14 protein-coding genes are annotated in these 18173 nt (G+C 34.6%); 12 read left to right on the top strand and 2 right to left on the bottom strand.

The window, feature by feature from the left end; genetic code table 11:
* Positions 1-10 precede the first annotated feature (10 nt).
* Complete coding sequence (locus tag H8718_RS13060) at positions 11-1624, top strand: response regulator transcription factor (RefSeq protein ID WP_177670852.1); 1614 nt, start codon at positions 11-13, stop codon at positions 1622-1624.
* On the opposite strand, the gene H8718_RS13055 is transcribed toward H8718_RS13060, so the two are convergent.
* The gene (locus tag H8718_RS13055) at positions 1619-2539 is read right to left on the bottom strand and encodes a CehA/McbA family metallohydrolase (RefSeq protein ID WP_177670853.1); all 921 of its coding nucleotides are present in this window, start codon (positions 2537-2539) and stop codon (positions 1619-1621) included. The genes H8718_RS13060 and H8718_RS13055 overlap by 6 nt on opposite strands.
* A 13-nt stretch (positions 2540-2552) precedes the next feature.
* Entirely contained in the window at positions 2553-3005 is a 453-nt protein-coding gene (locus H8718_RS13050) for a DUF6669 family protein (protein WP_177670855.1), read from the bottom strand.
* A 193-nt stretch (positions 3006-3198) separates the two neighbouring features.
* Here H8718_RS13050 and H8718_RS13045 point away from each other — a divergent pair, with 193 nt between their 5' ends.
* The 11 genes from H8718_RS13045 (at position 3199) to H8718_RS12995 (ending at position 18149) form a co-directional block, all read left to right on the top strand.
* Positions 3199-4128: a metallophosphoesterase family protein gene (locus tag H8718_RS13045; protein ID WP_177670857.1), complete on the top strand. Its 930-nt coding sequence runs from the start codon at positions 3199-3201 to the stop codon at positions 4126-4128.
* 105 nt (positions 4129-4233) lie between these two features.
* Positions 4234-5223, top strand: coding sequence for an ABC transporter permease (locus tag H8718_RS13040; protein WP_177670859.1), 990 nt, complete (start codon positions 4234-4236; stop codon positions 5221-5223).
* Between the two features lie 47 nt (positions 5224-5270).
* Entirely contained in the window at positions 5271-7013 is a 1743-nt protein-coding gene (locus H8718_RS13035; protein WP_249333233.1) for an extracellular solute-binding protein, read from the top strand.
* A 61-nt stretch (positions 7014-7074) separates the two neighbouring features.
* The gene (locus H8718_RS13030; RefSeq protein WP_249333232.1) at positions 7075-7995 is read left to right on the top strand and encodes a carbohydrate ABC transporter permease; all 921 of its coding nucleotides are present in this window, start codon (positions 7075-7077) and stop codon (positions 7993-7995) included.
* 88 nt (positions 7996-8083) lie between these two features.
* Positions 8084-9022, top strand: a complete 939-nt coding sequence (locus H8718_RS13025) for a carbohydrate kinase family protein (protein ID WP_249333231.1) — start codon at positions 8084-8086, stop codon at positions 9020-9022.
* Positions 9023-9031: 9 nt separating this feature from the next.
* Positions 9032-10390, top strand: a complete 1359-nt coding sequence (locus tag H8718_RS13020) for a family 4 glycosyl hydrolase (protein WP_249333230.1) — start codon at positions 9032-9034, stop codon at positions 10388-10390.
* 21 nt (positions 10391-10411) lie between these two features.
* The gene (locus tag H8718_RS13015) at positions 10412-13513 is read left to right on the top strand and encodes an alpha-mannosidase (protein WP_249333229.1); all 3102 of its coding nucleotides are present in this window, start codon (positions 10412-10414) and stop codon (positions 13511-13513) included.
* Between the two features lie 21 nt (positions 13514-13534).
* Positions 13535-15025 carry a M17 family metallopeptidase gene (locus tag H8718_RS13010; RefSeq protein WP_249333228.1) on the top strand — a complete coding sequence of 497 codons (1491 nt, stop codon included), beginning with the start codon at positions 13535-13537 and terminating at the stop codon, positions 15023-15025.
* 19 nt (positions 15026-15044) lie between these two features.
* Positions 15045-16613 (top strand): hypothetical protein, encoded by a 1569-nt coding sequence (locus H8718_RS13005; protein WP_249333227.1) that lies wholly within the window; start codon positions 15045-15047, stop codon positions 16611-16613.
* A gap of 23 nt (positions 16614-16636) precedes the next feature.
* Positions 16637-17332, top strand: coding sequence for an MgtC/SapB family protein (locus H8718_RS13000; protein ID WP_177670874.1), 696 nt, complete (start codon positions 16637-16639; stop codon positions 17330-17332).
* Positions 17333-17348: 16 nt separating this feature from the next.
* A complete protein-coding gene (locus tag H8718_RS12995; RefSeq protein WP_249333226.1) occupies positions 17349-18149 on the top strand; it encodes a histidinol-phosphatase HisJ family protein in 801 nt (266 codons plus the stop codon).
* Positions 18150-18173 lie beyond the last annotated feature (24 nt).

Here is an 18173-nt window from a genome sequence, read left to right as displayed (position 1 = left end):
ATGGAATAAAATGAGCAGAAGAATTTTAATAGTAGATGATGAGACACTTATAAGACAAGGAATTCAAGCAAGGTTAGAGTATTTAGGATTTGAATTTGAGAAGATACAAGAGGCAGATGATGGATTAAAGGCTTTATCTGTATTACAGGAAGAAGAGATTGATATTGTTATTACTGATATTAGAATGGCAGATATGAGTGGGCTTGATTTTATACGACAAGCCAAGCCTCTTTATCCTCATATTCAATTTATGATATTAAGTGGGTATGCAGAATTTTCTTATGCAGAGCAGGCAATTCAGCTAGGGGTTAGTGCGTATTTACTAAAACCTATTTCTAATGATGAACTTAAAAAAGTTATGAATACTGCTTTAGAAGAACTAGAAAAAAGAGAAGAACAATATAGGATACTTAAAAAAGGCGAGAGAATTCTCAAGGAAAATGAACAGTATTTACTAGAGAAGAATTTGAATGCTTTACTTCATCAGCTTGAACCTTTAGAAGGAGAAGCGCTTTCATTGAAACAGAGTATAGAAGTATATTTTCCACTTCAAAATAGGAAGCTAATGACTATTTTGATTAATATTGATGGAGATAGTTATGAAAAAGATTCCTATCATTACCAAGATAATCAGCTTATTCGATTTGCTATAAGAAACATTTTTAATGAGAGTAATATTAAAAGTGATAAAATAATTATTAATAATTTATCCAATAGTAATCAGCTTTTTGCGATTTTATCTAATACCTGTGGTGTGACATTAAGAGCAGAAGCAGAACAACTGTTATCTATAGTACAAGGTAACCTCTGGAATCGCATGAATATCTCAACGAGTATAGGAGTTAGCTCTATAAAAGATTATTTATTTATAAAAGGGACTAAAGAAGCGAAAAAGGCTTTTCAGCAAAGGTTAATTCATGGAAATGGTAATATATATTTTTATGATGATATTAGGCTTTTAGATGTTATGCAATTACCTACAGCGCAATTGCATATGCTTAATCAGTACATAGAACGATTAGATATAGGGAATATTCAATTTATGATTAATACTATTTTTTCAGATGAGAATATTAGAAAGTATAATATCAGTTATATTCGCATGATGTGGGTGCGTATTATAGGAATTGTATTAAAATCATCTAACTCTATTTTGGAAAAAGAGCCAGAAAAAGTGGAACAACTTGTATTTGATGTAGAAGAATTAGTGTCTATCTCTTCTATTAAACAACTCAGGGAACATTTATGGAGTGTCATAGTAGATTGTTTAAATTTAGAGAGTAATGTAGATGCAACAGCTAAAAATAAAATGAAGCTGGCCGTTAAGTATATTACAGAGCACTATAATGAAGATATTGCTATTAATGATTTAGCAGAGCGTTTTACTATGAGCCCTAATTACTTTTCTTCAGTCTTTAAGAAGGAGACTGGGCAGACAACACTTAACTATATTAAGGAGCTAAGGTTAAAAAAAGCAAAAGAATACTTAGTAGGATCAGAAAAAAGTGTTGTAGATATTGCAAAAGAGGTTGGATATGAAGATAGCCAGTACTTTTTTAAAGTCTTCAAAAAAGCTACTGGCCAAACTCCAATGCAGTATAGAAAAAGTTGTAGTAAATTATAGATAGATAACAGGAGCAACTGCAATAAGATTTTCTATTTCCAAGTTATCTTTATAAAGTTTTGGAATGAGAATAGAAGAACTATTTAAGTTTGAATAAGGGATAATAAGAGGAGCTTTATGATTAAATGAAAAGCATAAAGTCTCTTTTTTTGTGCGAAGAGATAAGAGGTAAGGTCTCTCGTCTTCTACATAGCCAGGTTTAGTTGTATTTTGGATAGAAATATAAAGTGTCTTTGTATAATCATTTTTTTCTATCACAAGAAGAGGACCCTTTGACACCCATGTTCTTTGAGTATGAATCGCTTGTTTAAGCTCTGTAATGATATCACCATTTTCTTTTCCCTCAATGAAGGTTGCAAACTGACCATGCATACTGTCTTTACTATGTAAGTCCATACCGCTTGTAAAAGCAATACGGTGACCTTCTAGAATAAGGGATTCCCACCATAGAAGGCCTTGCTCATTAACTTCATGTAAAGGTTCAGGATTATTGAAAATTTCAATAAAATCTAGGCAGGAATAGTCTGTGAAAGTCATTTCAAAACGGCAGCAGCCAATAGGATAACCATATGAGAAAGGATGAGCAACGCCAGCTAGAGCCCCTTTTTCTTTTATAGCTTTAAAGAGTAATTCTGGGTTATGCAAATTAATATTCTCCCAAGGGATATATTCTTTAAGGTCAAAACAGAGGATATGACCATAATAAGTAGTATATTCCATTCCGTATATACAGGAGAGAGGAATATTTTTTTTGGCTAAAGCTTCCTGAATTTTTATATGACCTGAAATAGTATTGTGGTCAGTTAAAGCAAAAGCATCTACTTTATCATCACACATAAGGTCAATAAGTTCTGATGGTGTTAAATTACCATCCGATTCTATTGTATGGTTATGTAGTTCTAAGCGCTTATACATAATCATCCTCCTTTTAATTTACTGATAAAGAAAGCTTATAGTGTGTATCATCTTGAATAACGCTAAAAGCTACAACAGTTACTCTAATGACACCATTAATAGATTCTTGAGGAATACAACCTTCAGTAGCTTGAGTTTTTGAGAAGTAGATGATTTTAGGATTATCTTGGCGATGTACACCACCTATGAATTCATCATTCATAGTTACAATAATTTGTAATTCTGTTTTCATACTTTTTATGGTTGCTGTAATCATTTCATCTGTAGCAGAGTTGGCATTGTATTTACCATGGCACTCAGCTACTAATTCTTTTTTGAGTTCTTCTGTAATTGAATCATAATATTGCTTATCAAAAGCAAATGATAATGCCATTTCTTCATAGGGCTGATCTAAGCAGATTGAATAAGCAATTTGACCTACAAAGCCTTTGTTGAGTATACCACCTACGTCATATATTTGTTTCATAAGAACACTCCTTTAAAGTCAATAGAATAAATAAGTGTTTAAGATGTCACTACTATACTATCAATTTTTAAGTTATTCAATCAAATTAGAAAAGTTGTAGAAATATCCATTCTTGTGCGTAGAATTGTCCATTGTGAGAGGGATACAAATTTTAGTAATCTTGCAGTAGAAGCAAAGAATGGAGGTTACATAAATGAGTAAACTTGTTTTTTCAGAAGAAGGTAAATTTAAAATTTTGCAGTTTACAGATATTCACTTTAGCGATAACAATCAGGTAGATGAAGAGACAGTAAGGTTAATGAGAAAAATATTAAAAGAGGAAAATCCTGATTTTATTATGATTACGGGAGATACAGTATATGGAGAAAATAACGTGGAACATCTTCATTTGGCATTAGCACCTGTTATTGAATCACAAATTCCTTTTAGCTATACATTTGGAAATCATGACACAGAAGAGGGAGCAGATTATAGCATTTTATTCCCTATGATTACAGCTATACCTAATTGTGTAGCTTATCATGATGAACGCTCAAAAGTAGGTATGGGCAATCACATGTTGGAAGTAGTAGATGGGAATGGAGAAGTAAAATGGGTTATTGTAGGAATGGATTCAGGTAATTATAATCCGATTAAACATATAGGGGGCTATGCCTACGTACAGCAGGAACAGATTAATTGGTACCAAGAAAAAATAAAGGAGTATGAAGAAAAAAATCCTAACTTTTCAGCTCTTCTATTTATGCATATACCACTTCCAGAATATCACGAACTTTGGGATATGGAGATTTGCTATGGTAAGAAGAGAGAAGGTATTTGCAGTCCTAAAATCAACTCAGGATTTTTTGCAGCTATGCAGGAAGCAGGCCATACCAAGGGAGTATTTGTAGGACATGATCATATTAATGATTTCTATGGAGAAATGTATGGAATCACTTTAGGATATGGAAGGGCAACTGGCTATAATACCTATGGACAAGAGGATTTCTTAAGAGGAGCTAGAATCTTTATACTTGATCAAAATAATATAGAGGGCTTCGAGACTTATGTAAGGTTGTCAGATGGAACAGTTATTAATAAGCCAGAAGTACATATGCCACAGAGAAAACGAGATGATAATTGAGTGTAGAAATAGACACTAAATAACGAAGTTTTTTACATTGTTGACTATAAGGAAAAAATTTATGATGAAGATAGAAACTAATTTAAAAATAAGAGGGGGAGTTACATGAGTAGTACCAATGCTAAATCTATAGAGTACGAAAATATAGTAAATGCCCAGCCAGAATTAAGTAAGGTAGAAAAATGGAAGGGTGCAGCTATAAAAAATACTAAAAAATACTGGCCACTTTATCTTATGCTTGTACCTTGTATCATTTATTTCATTTTACTCTGCTATGTCCCCATGACAGGTATTGTCCTTGCTTTTAAGGATTATTCCTTTAAAGAAGGAATTTGGGGAAGTCCATGGGTAGGTTTTAGGTACTTTAAGACCTTTTTCAGTAGTTATGATTGTTTAAGGTTACTTCGTAATACATTAAGTGTTGGTTTTATTAAATGTATTCTTGAGTTTCCATTTGCTATTCTTTTAGCGCTAATGCTCAATGAAATCCGTAACTTAAAGTTTAAGAAGACAGTTCAAACTATTACATATTTACCACACTTTTTATCCTCTGTAATTATTGTAACGATTATGCAAAGAGTGCTTGCTCCAGGAACAGGGGTGCTTAACCAAATCATTGGAAGTATGGGGGGGGACCCTAGCACATTCTTCTTAATGGAGGCAAAATATTTCTTCCAAATCTTGTTCTCTATGGATTTATGGAGAAATATCGGTTGGGATTCTATTATTTACTTAGCTGCTATTAGCTCTGTAGATCAAGCACTTTATGAAGCAGCCGATATGGATGGATGTTCAAAGCTTAAGAAGATATGGCATATTACATTGCCAAGTATAAGAGGAACGATTGGATTACTTTTTATCATGGGTGTAGGTGGGCTTTTATCTTCAGGTTTCGAACAAATTTACTTATTAAGAACACCAGGGAATATGGCTTTAGCAGATACGTTAGATACTTTCGTGGTTCGTATCGGCCTTGGCAGTGGACAATTTGGCTATGCCACAGCCATTGGACTTATTCAAGGTGTAGTAGGACTGGTATTAGTTGTAATTTGTAATAAGCTTTCAAAGAAATTTACGGAAGTTGGACTTTGGTAAGAGTATTCCCATTAAACTTGCTAAGGGAAAAAATAAGGGGGGTTCATATGAAAAGTAAGATTTTTAGAATGATTATGGCGACAACGATGGTAACAACCATGTTATTAGGAACACTTACAGGCTGTACAGCTAAAGATGGAGGTACAGAAGCTTCAGGTAGTACATCGGATTCAGCAGATAGACCAGATACATGGATTGCTGACCGTACTATTACAATTCAGGCTTATGTAGATGATATTGGCTACTCACTTCCAGAAGATTTTAGTGAAACACCTGTTGGGCAAGAGATTAAAAGACTTACAGGAATTGATGTAGAGGTTCAATATACTCCAGGAGCTAAAGATTCAGAAGTACTAGCTTCACAATTAGCAGCAGGGACTATTCCAGATGTTGTTGTAACATACTTAAATAACTCTTCAAGACCTGAATTTACTTTATTGCTAAAAGCAGCTAAAGAAGGGCTATTTGCAGATGTATCTGAATATATGAAGGAATCTAAAGTGTACAGTAAGTATTATGAAGAAGGGTATCTTCCAAATGATACTTATAAAAATATTACCTTTAGGGATGACTTAGATGGTGCATACATTATGCAACTTTCTATTCCAGCAGTGGATAGATCTTTAGAATTTAACCCACAAGAAGAGTATGTAGGTGGTATGTATATTCAAAAATCTATTGTGGAGGCTCTAGGTATTAATCCGGCAGCAATTAGAACACAAGAACAATTCTATGATTTATTAGTAGATATTAAAAATGGTGGATTTAAAGATAAGAATGGTAATGATGTTTATCCACTAGGGCCTAAATATTGGGGGGGATCTAAAGATACTTTAGATTATATTGTTCGTGGATATAATTGGGGAGTAAGTGACGGATACAATATTGATCAAGATGGAAACATCAAACATGAGGTAGAAACAGATTACGTATATAAGAAAATTGACTTTGTAAGAAAGTTATTAGCTGAAGACTTGATGAATCCAGAATTCTTTACAATGGATTCTACGCGTGCAGCAGAAGTTTCAGAAATAGGCAATTCAGCAATTATAGCAGATGTTCATAACTACCAAGAGATTGTTTATGAAACAGGTGAATGGGTGCCACTTGGACCTTTAAATGACTATACAGGTGATAATGCAAAAGTAGTAAATGGAAAAAGTGGATATGGTGCTTGGGCTATTTCATCAGAAGCTGAAAATCCAGAAGAAATCTTTGCATTCTTTGATTTCTTATCCACTAGAGAAGGTAAGCTTTTAGGCAACTACGGAATTGAAGGTGAACACTACGATATGGTGGATGGTAAACCAGTAGTCAAACCAGAAATTTTAGAACACATAAATAATGGTGATTCAGAGTGGCTTATTAATAATGTTGGTGCATCTTTTGGAGGAACAGGTGTAGTACTTTGGGAATTCATTATGACAGATATTGATTGGCTTGAAGAATTTGGTGAAAGTCGTCCTGGTGCAGGTTCAGGAGGTGGATTTGAAGGAGCTATTGAAATAGCAACTAAATATCCATATAAAGAAAAATTAATTCCTGGTTTAGATGCAACGGCATATCTTTCAGCAGATTCTCTAATGGAAGTAAAAGCTCAAATGTCTTTACTCGATTATGATGAAATGTTAGTTCAAGCTATGTATGCTGCAAGTGAAAAAGAGGTAAAAGATATTGTAGAAGGATTCCGTAAACAGATACAACAAGCGGGGTTAGAAGAGTTTAGAGCTTATTTAGAAGAAATCTATAAAGAAGATAGTTCTAGCCTTAACTTCTATCCTATTAACTGATCCTTTATCTCTGCCATTTCTGTGGTAGAGATAAAACAATAAAGAAAGGATATAGGGATACATGAAAAAAGAGAAACCAGTAAAAAAATCAAAAATAAAAGAAAACTTCTCTGACAGGCTCATTCAAGGATTTATTTATTTAGTGGTCATTGCACTATGTTTACTCATTATTATTCCTTGTATCAATGTATTGGCCTTATCCTTTAATGATGGAGCTGATGCAGCTAAAGGTGGCATTTATTTTTGGCCTAGAGTGTTTACGCTAGATAATTACAAGGAAGTATTTGCAGATGGAAAGATTATGAAATCTTATGGTATTACTATTGCTAGAACATTTATTGGTACGAGTTTAAGCTTAATTGTAACGACTTTAGCAGCTTTTGCTTTGAAAGAAGAAAAATTGCCGGGTAGAAAAATAATTACTATGCTTATTACTTTTACCATGCTCTTTGGTGGTGGTATGATTCCAACTTATATTCAGTATAAGAACTTACACTTATTAAACTCTTTCTGGGTATATGTTATTCCAGGTATGGTAGGTGTAACGAACCTTTTAATGGTACGTACATTCTTTGAATCTATTCCGGATAGTTTAGAAGAATCGGCTAAGTTAGATGGATGTGGATACTTTAAAATTTACACACAAATTGTGCTACCTCTTAGTAAACCGGTACTTGCGGTTGTTGGTCTATATACAGCAGTTGGTCATTGGAATGATTGGTTTGCAGGGGCTTTCTACATGAATTCAAGTAAATTATGGCCGGTTCAAACAGTTTTACAGCAAATGCTTTCAAGGGCAATGGCATCTTCACAAGAGGTAAAAACAGCTTCACAAGCTATTGCACAAGCAAATAGCGCTGTAACATCTGATTCCTTGAAGATGGCAGCAGTTGTAATTACAACGGTACCTATTCTTTGTATTTATCCTTTTGCTCAAAAATATTTTGCGAAAGGTGCAATGATTGGAGCTGTAAAAGGTTAAATAAAAAGTAAAAAAGATTCTTTAGCACATACAAAATATTCATGTGATAAGGAATCTTTTCTTAATATAGAGGATAAGGAGAATGACCATGAGTAATAAAAAATGGGATGTTTATGTATATGGGGATATTAATGTTGATTTAGTTATACCAGGGGTAGAGCGCTTACCACTTCCAGGACAGGAAGATGTAGTAGAAACGATGAATACGTATGTAGGTGGAGGCGCAGCCATATTCACCTTAGGTATAGGAAAGCTAGGATTAAACCCTGTATTTCAAGGAACCATAGGCGATGACTGCTATGGTAAATTCATTTTAGATGAATTTAGAGAGAAAAATGTAGATCAAACTCTACTAGGTATAAGTAGCATCAATAAAACAGGAATATCTATAAGCTTTACCAATGAAGCAGATAGATCATTTTTAACGTATCGCGGTACAAATGATGAGATAGATTTATCTAAGGTTGATGTGGAAAAAGTTAAAGAGGCAAGGCATATCCATCTTACAAGCTACATGGGACGTAAAAATCATGAGCAGTATCTGGAACTATTAAAGGAGATAAAAGCATATGGAACAACAACTGTATCATTTGATGTAGGATGGGATGATGCTGGTGAGTGGTACCAAGGTATTTATGAATTATATCCTTATATTGATATTCTCTTCATGAATGAAACAGAAGCTATACACTATAGCCGAAAGAAAGAGGTAATTGATGCAATTAAGGATTTTGGGAAGACCTGTAAGCTTGTAGTGGCTAAGCTTGGTAAAAAAGGCTCTATAGCAGTTAAAGATGGACATATTTATGAAGCAGCATCTTATAGTGTTGAGGCCATAGACACAACAGGGGCAGGAGATTCTTTTAATGCAGGATTTGTCTATGGATTTTTAAAAGGAAAGTCTATCGAAGAAGCTTTGAAATGTGGTAATGCATGTGGTGGGTTATCTGTTACTGCATTAGGAGGCAATACAGGATTTCCAAAAGAAGATGAGCTTATAAAGTTTATGGCGAAAAGGGAAAGGTAGGGAGAAACGATGAAAGTAACAGTAATTGGCGGGGCAGGCGTTCGCACAGTTATTTTTATTAATGGATTATTAGATAGATATAAAGCTCTACATATTGATGAAGTAATTTTATTTGATATTGATCAAGAGAAACTAGAGATTATAGGAAAATTGTGCAAACACGTAGTACGACGCAGACAACAAGATTTAAATATAAAGATTGCAAAGGATCCTATAGAAGCTATTACAGGAGCAGATTACATCGTAACAACTCTCCGTGTAGGAGGAGATCATTCACGTGTTATAGATGAAACGCTTGCTTTAGAAACAGGTGTAATAGGGCAGGAGACAACAGGTGTAGGCGGATTTTCTATGGCATTACGTACAGTACCAGTGTTAGTGGAGTATTGTGAACTTATTAAGAAATATGCGCCAGATGCATGGATTTTTAATTTTACAAATCCTTCTGGACTTGTTACACAAGCACTTAGAAGTAAGGGCTATGACAAAATCATTGGTATTTGCGATGCACCAAGCAGTACGAAGTTCCGTATGGCTAAGGCATTAGAAGTAGAGGAAAAAGATTTATATGTAGAATTTTTTGGACTAAATCATTTATCTTGGATAAGTAGTGTGAAAAAACACGGACAAGAGATGTTAGGGCAACTATTAAAAGATGATCAGTTTTTACAAGATGTACAAGAGTTTTCTATGTTTGATTCAGATTTATTAAGAGGGATTGAATTATTACCTAATGAATATCTCTACTACTATTATCATAGAGAAAAAGCATTAGAAAACATTTTAAAATCAGATGCAACAAGAGGTAAGACTATAGAAGCTGTTAATCTTCAGATGATGAAGGAATTACAAGAAATAGATATTGATGCACGGCCTGAAGAGGCGCTGCAAATCTTCCTCTATTATATGGAAGTAAGAGAGCGCTCTTATATGAGTATTGAAACAGGTCACTCAAAAGCAGAACAGATTGAAAAAGGTAATCTTGAAGTACCAGATGGTATGGGATATGCCGGTGTTATGTTAGATTGCATTGAAGGATTGCAGAGTGAAGAAGGTAGGTATCTCGTATTATCTGTACAAAACCAAGGTTGTATAGAAGGTTTAGAGGCAGAAGATGTAATAGAAGTGACTTGTAAGGTTTCTAAAAATGGTATTTGGCCAGTACCAGTAGGGAAGATACCAGAACATTGTAATGTACTTATTCAAGCTATTAAATATTATGAGAAGCTGACAGTAGAAGCAATTTTTAGCCGTTCTAAGGAGAAAGCAATACAAGCATTGACCTTGCATCCACTAATTAATTCTTACTCTTTAGCAAAAGTATTAGTAGAAAAATATGATAAAGCTTATGGTGAAATTTTTAAATAGAATGCTTATAGGAGGAGAGTTATGCCATTTGACTTTCATAATAAAGGTAGAATCAATAACCTAATTGAAGAATTACAAGAAATGCGTTATCGCCAGCTAAGGGAAATACCTTCTTTCTCTTGGTACAAAGATGATGGTGCGATTGCTAATAGACAGCCACAAGGAGAATCTGAAATAGTCTCAGTAGGCTTTAGATGGAAAGGATGGGATCAGTATAATTGGTTATGTACACACATCAGTATTCCTAAGGAGTGGGAACACGAAGAAGTAATTGGTCTGTTTGATTTTGGTGTACCAGTGGGAACAGGGAATAATAGTCACTTTGAAAGCTTACTTTATCTCAATGGAAAGCCTTATCAAGGAGTAGATGGTAATCATAAAGAAGTATTTTTAGAAGTAAAAGAAAATGGATTTGAGTTAGACCTTAAATTCCGTGTATGGTCAGGGCTAAGCGGCGGTGGGATGCCACGGCAGATGCCCATGGAAATTGAACGTGCACAATATGGCATTTTAGATAAGCCTACAGATGATTTATATTTTTTAGCTAGAAACGTATTAGAAAGTTATAGTCTATTAGATGATAACAATGAATATAAGCAGTGGCTTTTAAATGAGCTGGTTCAGACCTTCAGATTAGTAGACTATACAGAACCTAGGTCAGAGGCATTCTATGTCAGTATCCAAAACGCCTATGAGTATTTAAGTAATAAAATGGATGGAAGAGGTAAGCCCAATGTTAGCGTAAGTATGTTAGGGCACACTCATATTGATGTAGCTTGGCTGTGGAGATTACGTCACACAAGAGAAAAAGCAGCAAGATCTTTTTCTACAGTAAATCGTTTAATGGAGAAATACGACCATTATAGTTTCTTGCAATCACAGGCTCAGCTTTATGAATATATCAAAAATGATTATCCAGATATCTATGAACAGATTAAAAAGCGTGTAGAAGAAGGCAGATGGGAACCAGCAGGGGCTATGTGGGTAGAATGTGACTGTAATGTGGTATCAGGGGAATCACTCGTGAGACAAATTCTAATAGGCAAGAATTTCTTTAAAGAAGAATTTGGATATGAGAGTGAATTTTTATGGCTTCCTGATGTATTTGGTTATTCATGGGCTATGCCACAAATTTTGAAAAAATCTGGAGTCAATACGTTTATGACCACTAAGATTAGCTGGAATGATACAAATAAAATGCCATATGACACATTTACTTGGAGAGGAATGGACGGCAGCGAAATTACTGCACATTTTATCACCACAACAGATGAAGGAGATAGTTATTATACCTATAATGGAGACTCTAGACCTTATGCAGTAAAAGGTGTATGGGATAATTATAGTAATAAAGATACGAATAATGATTTAATCATTTCTTATGGATATGGAGATGGAGGGGGTGGACCAAACCGCGATATGATTAGAACCATCTCTACACTTAATAAAATTCCTGGTATTCCTAATGTAAAAGTAGAACGAGCTACAGAGTATTTTAGAAGATTAAATAAAACAATAAATAAAAATGAAATGAATGGATACCTGCCAGTATGGGATGGAGAACTTTATTTAGAATTCCATAGGGGCACTTACACTTCCCAAAGTTATAACAAATGTATGAATCGTAGAATGGAAAACTTCCTTCGAGATACTGAGATACTTTCTGTTATAGCAGCAAGCCTTGCGGGGATTACTTATAGGAAAGAAGATATTCTTAAAGCATGGAAAATTGTACTTTGTCATCAGTTCCATGATATTTTACCGGGGTCTTCTATTAAAGAAGTATATGAGGATAGTCATAGAGAATACGAGTGTGCAAAGGCACTTTTAGAAGAGGTAATGAAAGAAGTAGAAAAAGGCTTGCTAGAGCATAAGAAGGATACTTATACAGTCTTTAATAATAGTAACTGGAAGCGTGATACATATGTTACTATACCTCAGTTAGCAGCAGATGAGAGTGTAACAGATAGTAAGGGAGAACGGCTTAAAATTGCAAGGCGAGAAGGTGGAGCAACAGTATTAGTTAAAGAAATGAAACCTTTCTCATTTGTGACACTAAATATTGTTAAACAGCTTGCTACGCAAAAGGAAAACTTTTTAAATACTAATGTTGTAGAAACACCTTATTATACTGTTACATGGAATACAGAAGGACAACTTACAAGGATTTATGATAAACAGGCTGGAAGAGAAATCTTACCAGAAGGTAGTTGTGGTAATGTACTTCAAGTCTTTGAAGATAAGCCAAGATGTTTTGATGCATGGGAGCTAGAGCCTACTATAGATCTTAAGATGGAAGAGGTTACTGACTTACACCATATACAAGTAAGACAAAATGAACTCGGCCTATTTGTAGACTTTACATGGAACTATCATAAGTCACATATCAAACAAACGATGTGCCTTTATTATGATAAAAAACGTATCGATTTTAAGACAGAAGTAGATTGGCAAGAGCGTCAGAAGTTAATGAAAGCAGCATTTCCTATTGATGTGCGCGCAGTAGATGCAAGATTTGATATTCAATTTGGTAATATTAGACGTCCAATTACTAGAAATAATAGTTGGGAAGCAGCTAAATTTGAAGTGATTGCACATAAATGGATAGATTTATCTGAAACAGGTTATGGCGTAGCACTACTAAATGATTGTAAGTATGGACATGATGTGAAAGAGAATATAATGAGAATTTCTTTAATTAAATCGGCAGTAGACCCAGATTACTCTGCTGATTTAGGAAAGCATATCTTTACTTATGCCTTATTGCCTCATACAAAAGAATGGTATGAATCACAAGTTGAGCAGGAGGCGTTTGATCTTAACAACCCACTTCTACCAATTAGTGGTGAATGTAGCATTATGAGTGGTTCACTATTCACTTTTAGTCAAGATAATATAGAAGTGGATTGTATTAAGAGGGCAGAGTATGCTGACCATATCATTGTACGATTCCATGAATTTATGGGGAAACGCAGTGAAATAAAAGTAGAAAGCAGTTTAGCTATAGATAAATGGTATGAGTGTGACCTTATGGAGCAGCCATTAGAAGAAGAACAACATACACCAATAGCTATGTTTATTAAACCTTATGAAATTAAGACAATTGCAATTCAGTTAAAATAAAATCTAGGAGGAAGTAAAAGCATGAAAGTCCGTCAAAGAGAATCTATTATCTTAAAGGGAAAAAAAGAATATGTACTTATACCTTATATAAAGGAAGAAGGCATAAAAAAGGAATGGCTACAGTTTTTACTTCCACTAGATGGGTTGGTTATAGATGAATTAATCAAAGATGGGGGTAAAAGTCTAATATTTACACAAGATTGCTGGGTACAATTAGAGTTTTTACCTATTACGAGAGAAAGAGCAACTATAATAGAAGATTTAAAAGAGACTTTTGGAGCTTTTGGAAAGAAAAATAGAAATGATTATCAAATTTTATTTGAGTATCTAGATCTAGAAACATTAAAAAAAGAAGAACTTATACAACTGGTGATACAAGCTATCTTAGAGGGAGCCTATAATTTTAATAAAGAATATTTAAAAGCTCTTAATAAAGAAAATATATTTGAGATGAGAAATCAGCTCACTGATGAAAAGGACAAGGTTACACTCACGATTGTTACAACGGGTGATTTTCAAGAAGCTATAGAAAAAGGCCTTATCTATGGTAAGGCTATTAATAGAGCACGTACACTAGCAAATCTTCCTAATAATTATTTAAATGTGCGTGACTTTACAGTTTATGCAAAGCAATTAGCTGAATTTTATCAGTTAGAGTATAGTGTATTAGGTCAAGAAGAATTAGAAAATTTACATAGTGGGGGTATACTTTCAGTTAATGCAGGGTGTAAAGAAGAACCTAGTCTAATTACACTTACCTATAGAGGGAATGATATGCAGGAGCTAAGCGCAGTAATAGGTAAAGGTGTTATGTTTGATGCAGGAGGATACCACCTGAAATCATTAGAAGGTATGGATGGAATGCAATATGATATGTGTGGCGCAGCTAATGTACTTGCAGTTATTGAGATTATAGCAGCTTTAAAAAGTAAGGTGAATGTCATGGTAGTTATACCCGCAGTAGAGAATGTTATCAGTTCAGAGGCTACTAAGATGGGGGATGTGATTACAACTATGGCTGGCAAAACTGTAGAAGTATGGAACACTGATGCAGAAGGGAGACTCATTTTATGTGATGCCCTTACTTATGCTATAAGACAGGGAGCAAGTTGTTTAATTGATTTAGCAACGCTCACTTATTCTTGCCAGGGGGCATTAGGAAGTGAAATTTCGGGTATATTTTCCAATAATGAAGTTTTTTATCAAAGATTTATAGCGCAGACTCATAAAACAGGAGAAAAAGTATGGAGGCTACCTTTAGACTCTATCTATCATAAATTATTAAAAAATACTATAACAGCAGATTTAATTAACTATGCACCGGGATATGGAGCAGGAGCAAGTATAGCGGCATGCTTTTTAGAGGAATTTATAGAAAAGGATATACCGTGGATTCATCTTGATATAGTAGGAACTGCTGTATGCAGAAATGAAACATGTAATAAAGTAAAAGGTGCTACGGGTGTATTAGCAACTACCATTGCTTCTTATCTAGATAGTCTATTTAGTTGATTAAGAAAGAGGGTTTAAGATGAAAAATTATACTTTTGATACTTATATTTCGAAAGAAGTATTAGAAAATTATTTATCACGTTCAGTATCAGCCGCATTTTTTATACATACAAAAACATTAGAAGATGATTTACGTGCATTAAAAAATATGGGAGTAAAATTTGTAGGACGCGCTTCAGGTATATGGGAACCTGATGAAAGTGATGAAGAGCATTTTAAAAAATCTAAGTATTTGGCAGACCGTATACATGAAATAGATCCAGAAATTATTTTGCAGGCTTGTATTTTTGAAGCAGTATACTTCTATGAAGATAATTTTAAGATACCTCCCTATGTATTTGAGGCATTTGGTTTGCCAGTAGAAGATAGATGTTTTAGGTTTAAAGATATGCTCTTTTTAGAAAGACCAAATGGATTTGTCTGGGGAAATGAAGGTGGAATTCCAGACCTAAGTAGGACTGAGGCAAGAATGTGGTTCTACTATAGAGCAACACAGTATATTGATGCTGGCTACGAAGCGTTGCATATGGGACAAATTCATCTTTATACAGCTAATGACAGAGGCATGAAGAAGATGGCAGAGTTAATACAAATGATTCGTGACTATGCAAAGGTACATGCAAGAAGACATAAAGTCTTAATGGATGCGCATAGTCATGGTATTAATATAAATGGCAAACTCCTTTTAGATTACCATGCTATGCCGTTTACTAGAGTACCACTTCTTGATAGAGGTGGAGAGAAGCTTGTTATGGTACGTGAAGGCTTTAGTGAAGGAGGAGAGAATCCTAATGGCTGGTCTGATGATGTGATGCCATTCCTTATGGAATATGATAATTGGGGTGGCAAGGTATTAGATGACTTTAGTCAGTATTCTTATGAAGAAAGAGCGACTAAAGACTGGTGGGGCTATGACCAAATTGGATGGTTTGCAAACCAAGACGAAGAGGGGCAAAGACATTTTCTTGAGTATACTTACAAATGGACAGCTATTAATAATGTAAATGCTTACTTTGAAGTGCCATTTCGTAGGACACTAGATAAAGCAGCTGTAAGAATGAAGCGTGCAGACAACGGACAATGGGATTATCAGGATTATTATCAGATTAATACAAAGAGTAAGGACTGCCCAATGGGCTTTAGCCAAGAAGAGACAGTGAAGAAGTTATGGGCAAGCGGTGACAAATTAAGAAAGCAAGCAGGTAATCCTAAACATCTTATTGATTACGGATGCAGAGGGGTTTATGACGAGGAAACAGGGATAAAGTTGCCAGAAAAGGTAGTAGTTTATGGAAGTTTTCAGCCTTATGTAGGTGCTGTTGCAAATGATTCTAACAGTGAAGTAACAAGGATGTATTACATAGGAGAGGGCATATACACACTTTCTGTAGTTCTGCCTTTTGCAGGAGAGTTTGATTATGCTATTTCAACTTATGGCACACTATCAGCCACGTATTGCTATGATAATTATCCAAGAAGCGGATCTTCAAATAAAGGAATTTTTAAAACGACCAAGGATAATACAGTAGTGCGCTTCAGGTATAAATTTATAGATCATCAAGTTACGCTAGAAATTTTTGAGGATTAATAAGGGAAGAGGGTATAGGGCTTATGGTGGAATGCTTACAATATCTAGAAGAATTTAATTATATCTCTATACTGGTTCGCCTAAGCCTTGCTGTTCTTCTAGGTGGAATTGTAGGTGCTGAGCGTGGTGCTAAAAGACAGATAGCAGGAATAAGAACTTTTGCACTAGTATGCTTAGGCGCAGCGCTTGCCATGGTGACCAATGAATATCTGGGAGTACGGGATGGCACTATAGTAGATCCATCACGTATGGCTGCACAAGTAATAAGTGGAGTAGGTTTTCTAGGTGTAGGAACAATTATTGTAACAGGAAAAAATCAAGTTAAAGGTCTTACAACAGCAGCAAGCTTATGGGCAGTAGCAACTTTAGGAATTGCAGTAGGGGCTGGATTTATATATGGAGCTGTAATAGGATTTATATTTATTATGCTTTCTATAAAGGTGTTGCAAAAAGCAAGTAGATATCAGGAAAATCACAATCGTATTTTAGAAGTTTATATGGAACTCAATCCAGAAGTAGGAATGACTTATGTAACAGATTATATACATAATAAAGAATTTGTTATTCGTTCCATGCAAAGAAGCTGCCAAAATACTTTTAGTGCTGATGATGTGGCTGTGACTATGGAGGTAGACTTAAAAAATAAGCAAAATCATAGTCATATACTAGCCGAGCTAGAGCAGATCAAAGGTTTAGATTATATAGAAGAAATACATTAAATAGGAGAAATGATATATGTACTTAGTAGATTATCATATGCATTCGAAATATTCTTTTGATGGTCATGAGGAAATCATGGATATTTGTGAGGAAGCGGTCAAGCGAGGACTAAAGGAAATTGCCATTACCGATCATTATGATATGTTTGAAGATAAAAAGTATGCACGTAGTTTAAAGTATGAGCAGATTTATGCAGATATAGAAAGGGCTAAAAAAGCATATGAAGGTAGACTTATTGTAAGGAAGGGGGTAGAACTTGGACAGCCCCATAAATCATTACGAGAAAGTCAAGAGTTTCTTGCAACATATGACCTAGATTTTGTTATTGGCTCAGTTCATAATTTAGAGGATGCATTAGACGTAGGAGACTATAATTTTAAAACAAAAGATATCAATACACTTTACTTAAGCTATCTAGACTCATTAATTGAGATGGCAATAAAATGTGATTTTGACGTTATGGGACATATTACATATCCAATGAGATACTTATATGAGCAATTGCAGATATATCCTAATATGAATTTATTTAAAGAGCCTATAGAAAGACTTTATAAAATCTTAATTGAAAGAGGAAGGGGAATAGAAGTCAATGCTTCTGGCTTTTTTCAGACTATAGGTAGATCTATGCCAGATTTAGATTTAGTGAAACTTTATAAGCAATGTGGCGGAGAGATTATTACAGTGGGGTGTGATGCACATTATTTAAGACATATTGGATGTGCAGTAAAGCTTGGATTAGATGTAGTAAAAAGTGCAGGGTTTGATTACATCACTACATACGAGCATAGACAGCCCCAGTTTAAACGGATATAAGAATAAATTGTAAATAATTATTAG

This window comes from Zhenhengia yiwuensis (assembly GCF_014384995.1).
In the GTDB taxonomy this organism is placed as follows: domain Bacteria; phylum Bacillota; class Clostridia; order Lachnospirales; family Cellulosilyticaceae; genus Zhenhengia; species Zhenhengia yiwuensis.
Note: the sequence above shows the minus strand (reverse complement) of the source record. Positions and strands in the feature narration are given on the sequence as shown.

Excerpts from the sequence above, each read along its gene's own strand:
- H8718_RS13060 (WP_177670852.1), top strand. The coding sequence starts at position 11 with ATGAGCAGAAGAATTTTAATAGTAGATGATGAGACACTTATAAGACAA.
- H8718_RS13055 (WP_177670853.1), bottom strand. The coding sequence starts at position 2,539 with ATGTATAAGCGCTTAGAACTACATAACCATACAATAGAATCGGATGGT.
- H8718_RS13050 (WP_177670855.1), bottom strand. The coding sequence starts at position 3,005 with ATGAAACAAATATATGACGTAGGTGGTATACTCAACAAAGGCTTTGTA.
- H8718_RS13045 (WP_177670857.1), top strand. The coding sequence starts at position 3,199 with ATGAGTAAACTTGTTTTTTCAGAAGAAGGTAAATTTAAAATTTTGCAG.
- H8718_RS13040 (WP_177670859.1), top strand. The coding sequence starts at position 4,234 with ATGAGTAGTACCAATGCTAAATCTATAGAGTACGAAAATATAGTAAAT.
- H8718_RS13035 (WP_249333233.1), top strand. The coding sequence starts at position 5,271 with ATGAAAAGTAAGATTTTTAGAATGATTATGGCGACAACGATGGTAACA.
- H8718_RS13030 (WP_249333232.1), top strand. The coding sequence starts at position 7,075 with ATGAAAAAAGAGAAACCAGTAAAAAAATCAAAAATAAAAGAAAACTTC.
- H8718_RS13025 (WP_249333231.1), top strand. The coding sequence starts at position 8,084 with ATGAGTAATAAAAAATGGGATGTTTATGTATATGGGGATATTAATGTT.
- H8718_RS13020 (WP_249333230.1), top strand. The coding sequence starts at position 9,032 with ATGAAAGTAACAGTAATTGGCGGGGCAGGCGTTCGCACAGTTATTTTT.
- H8718_RS13015 (WP_249333229.1), top strand. The coding sequence starts at position 10,412 with ATGCCATTTGACTTTCATAATAAAGGTAGAATCAATAACCTAATTGAA.
- H8718_RS13010 (WP_249333228.1), top strand. The coding sequence starts at position 13,535 with ATGAAAGTCCGTCAAAGAGAATCTATTATCTTAAAGGGAAAAAAAGAA.
- H8718_RS13005 (WP_249333227.1), top strand. The coding sequence starts at position 15,045 with ATGAAAAATTATACTTTTGATACTTATATTTCGAAAGAAGTATTAGAA.
- H8718_RS13000 (WP_177670874.1), top strand. The coding sequence starts at position 16,637 with ATGGTGGAATGCTTACAATATCTAGAAGAATTTAATTATATCTCTATA.
- H8718_RS12995 (WP_249333226.1), top strand. The coding sequence starts at position 17,349 with ATGTACTTAGTAGATTATCATATGCATTCGAAATATTCTTTTGATGGT.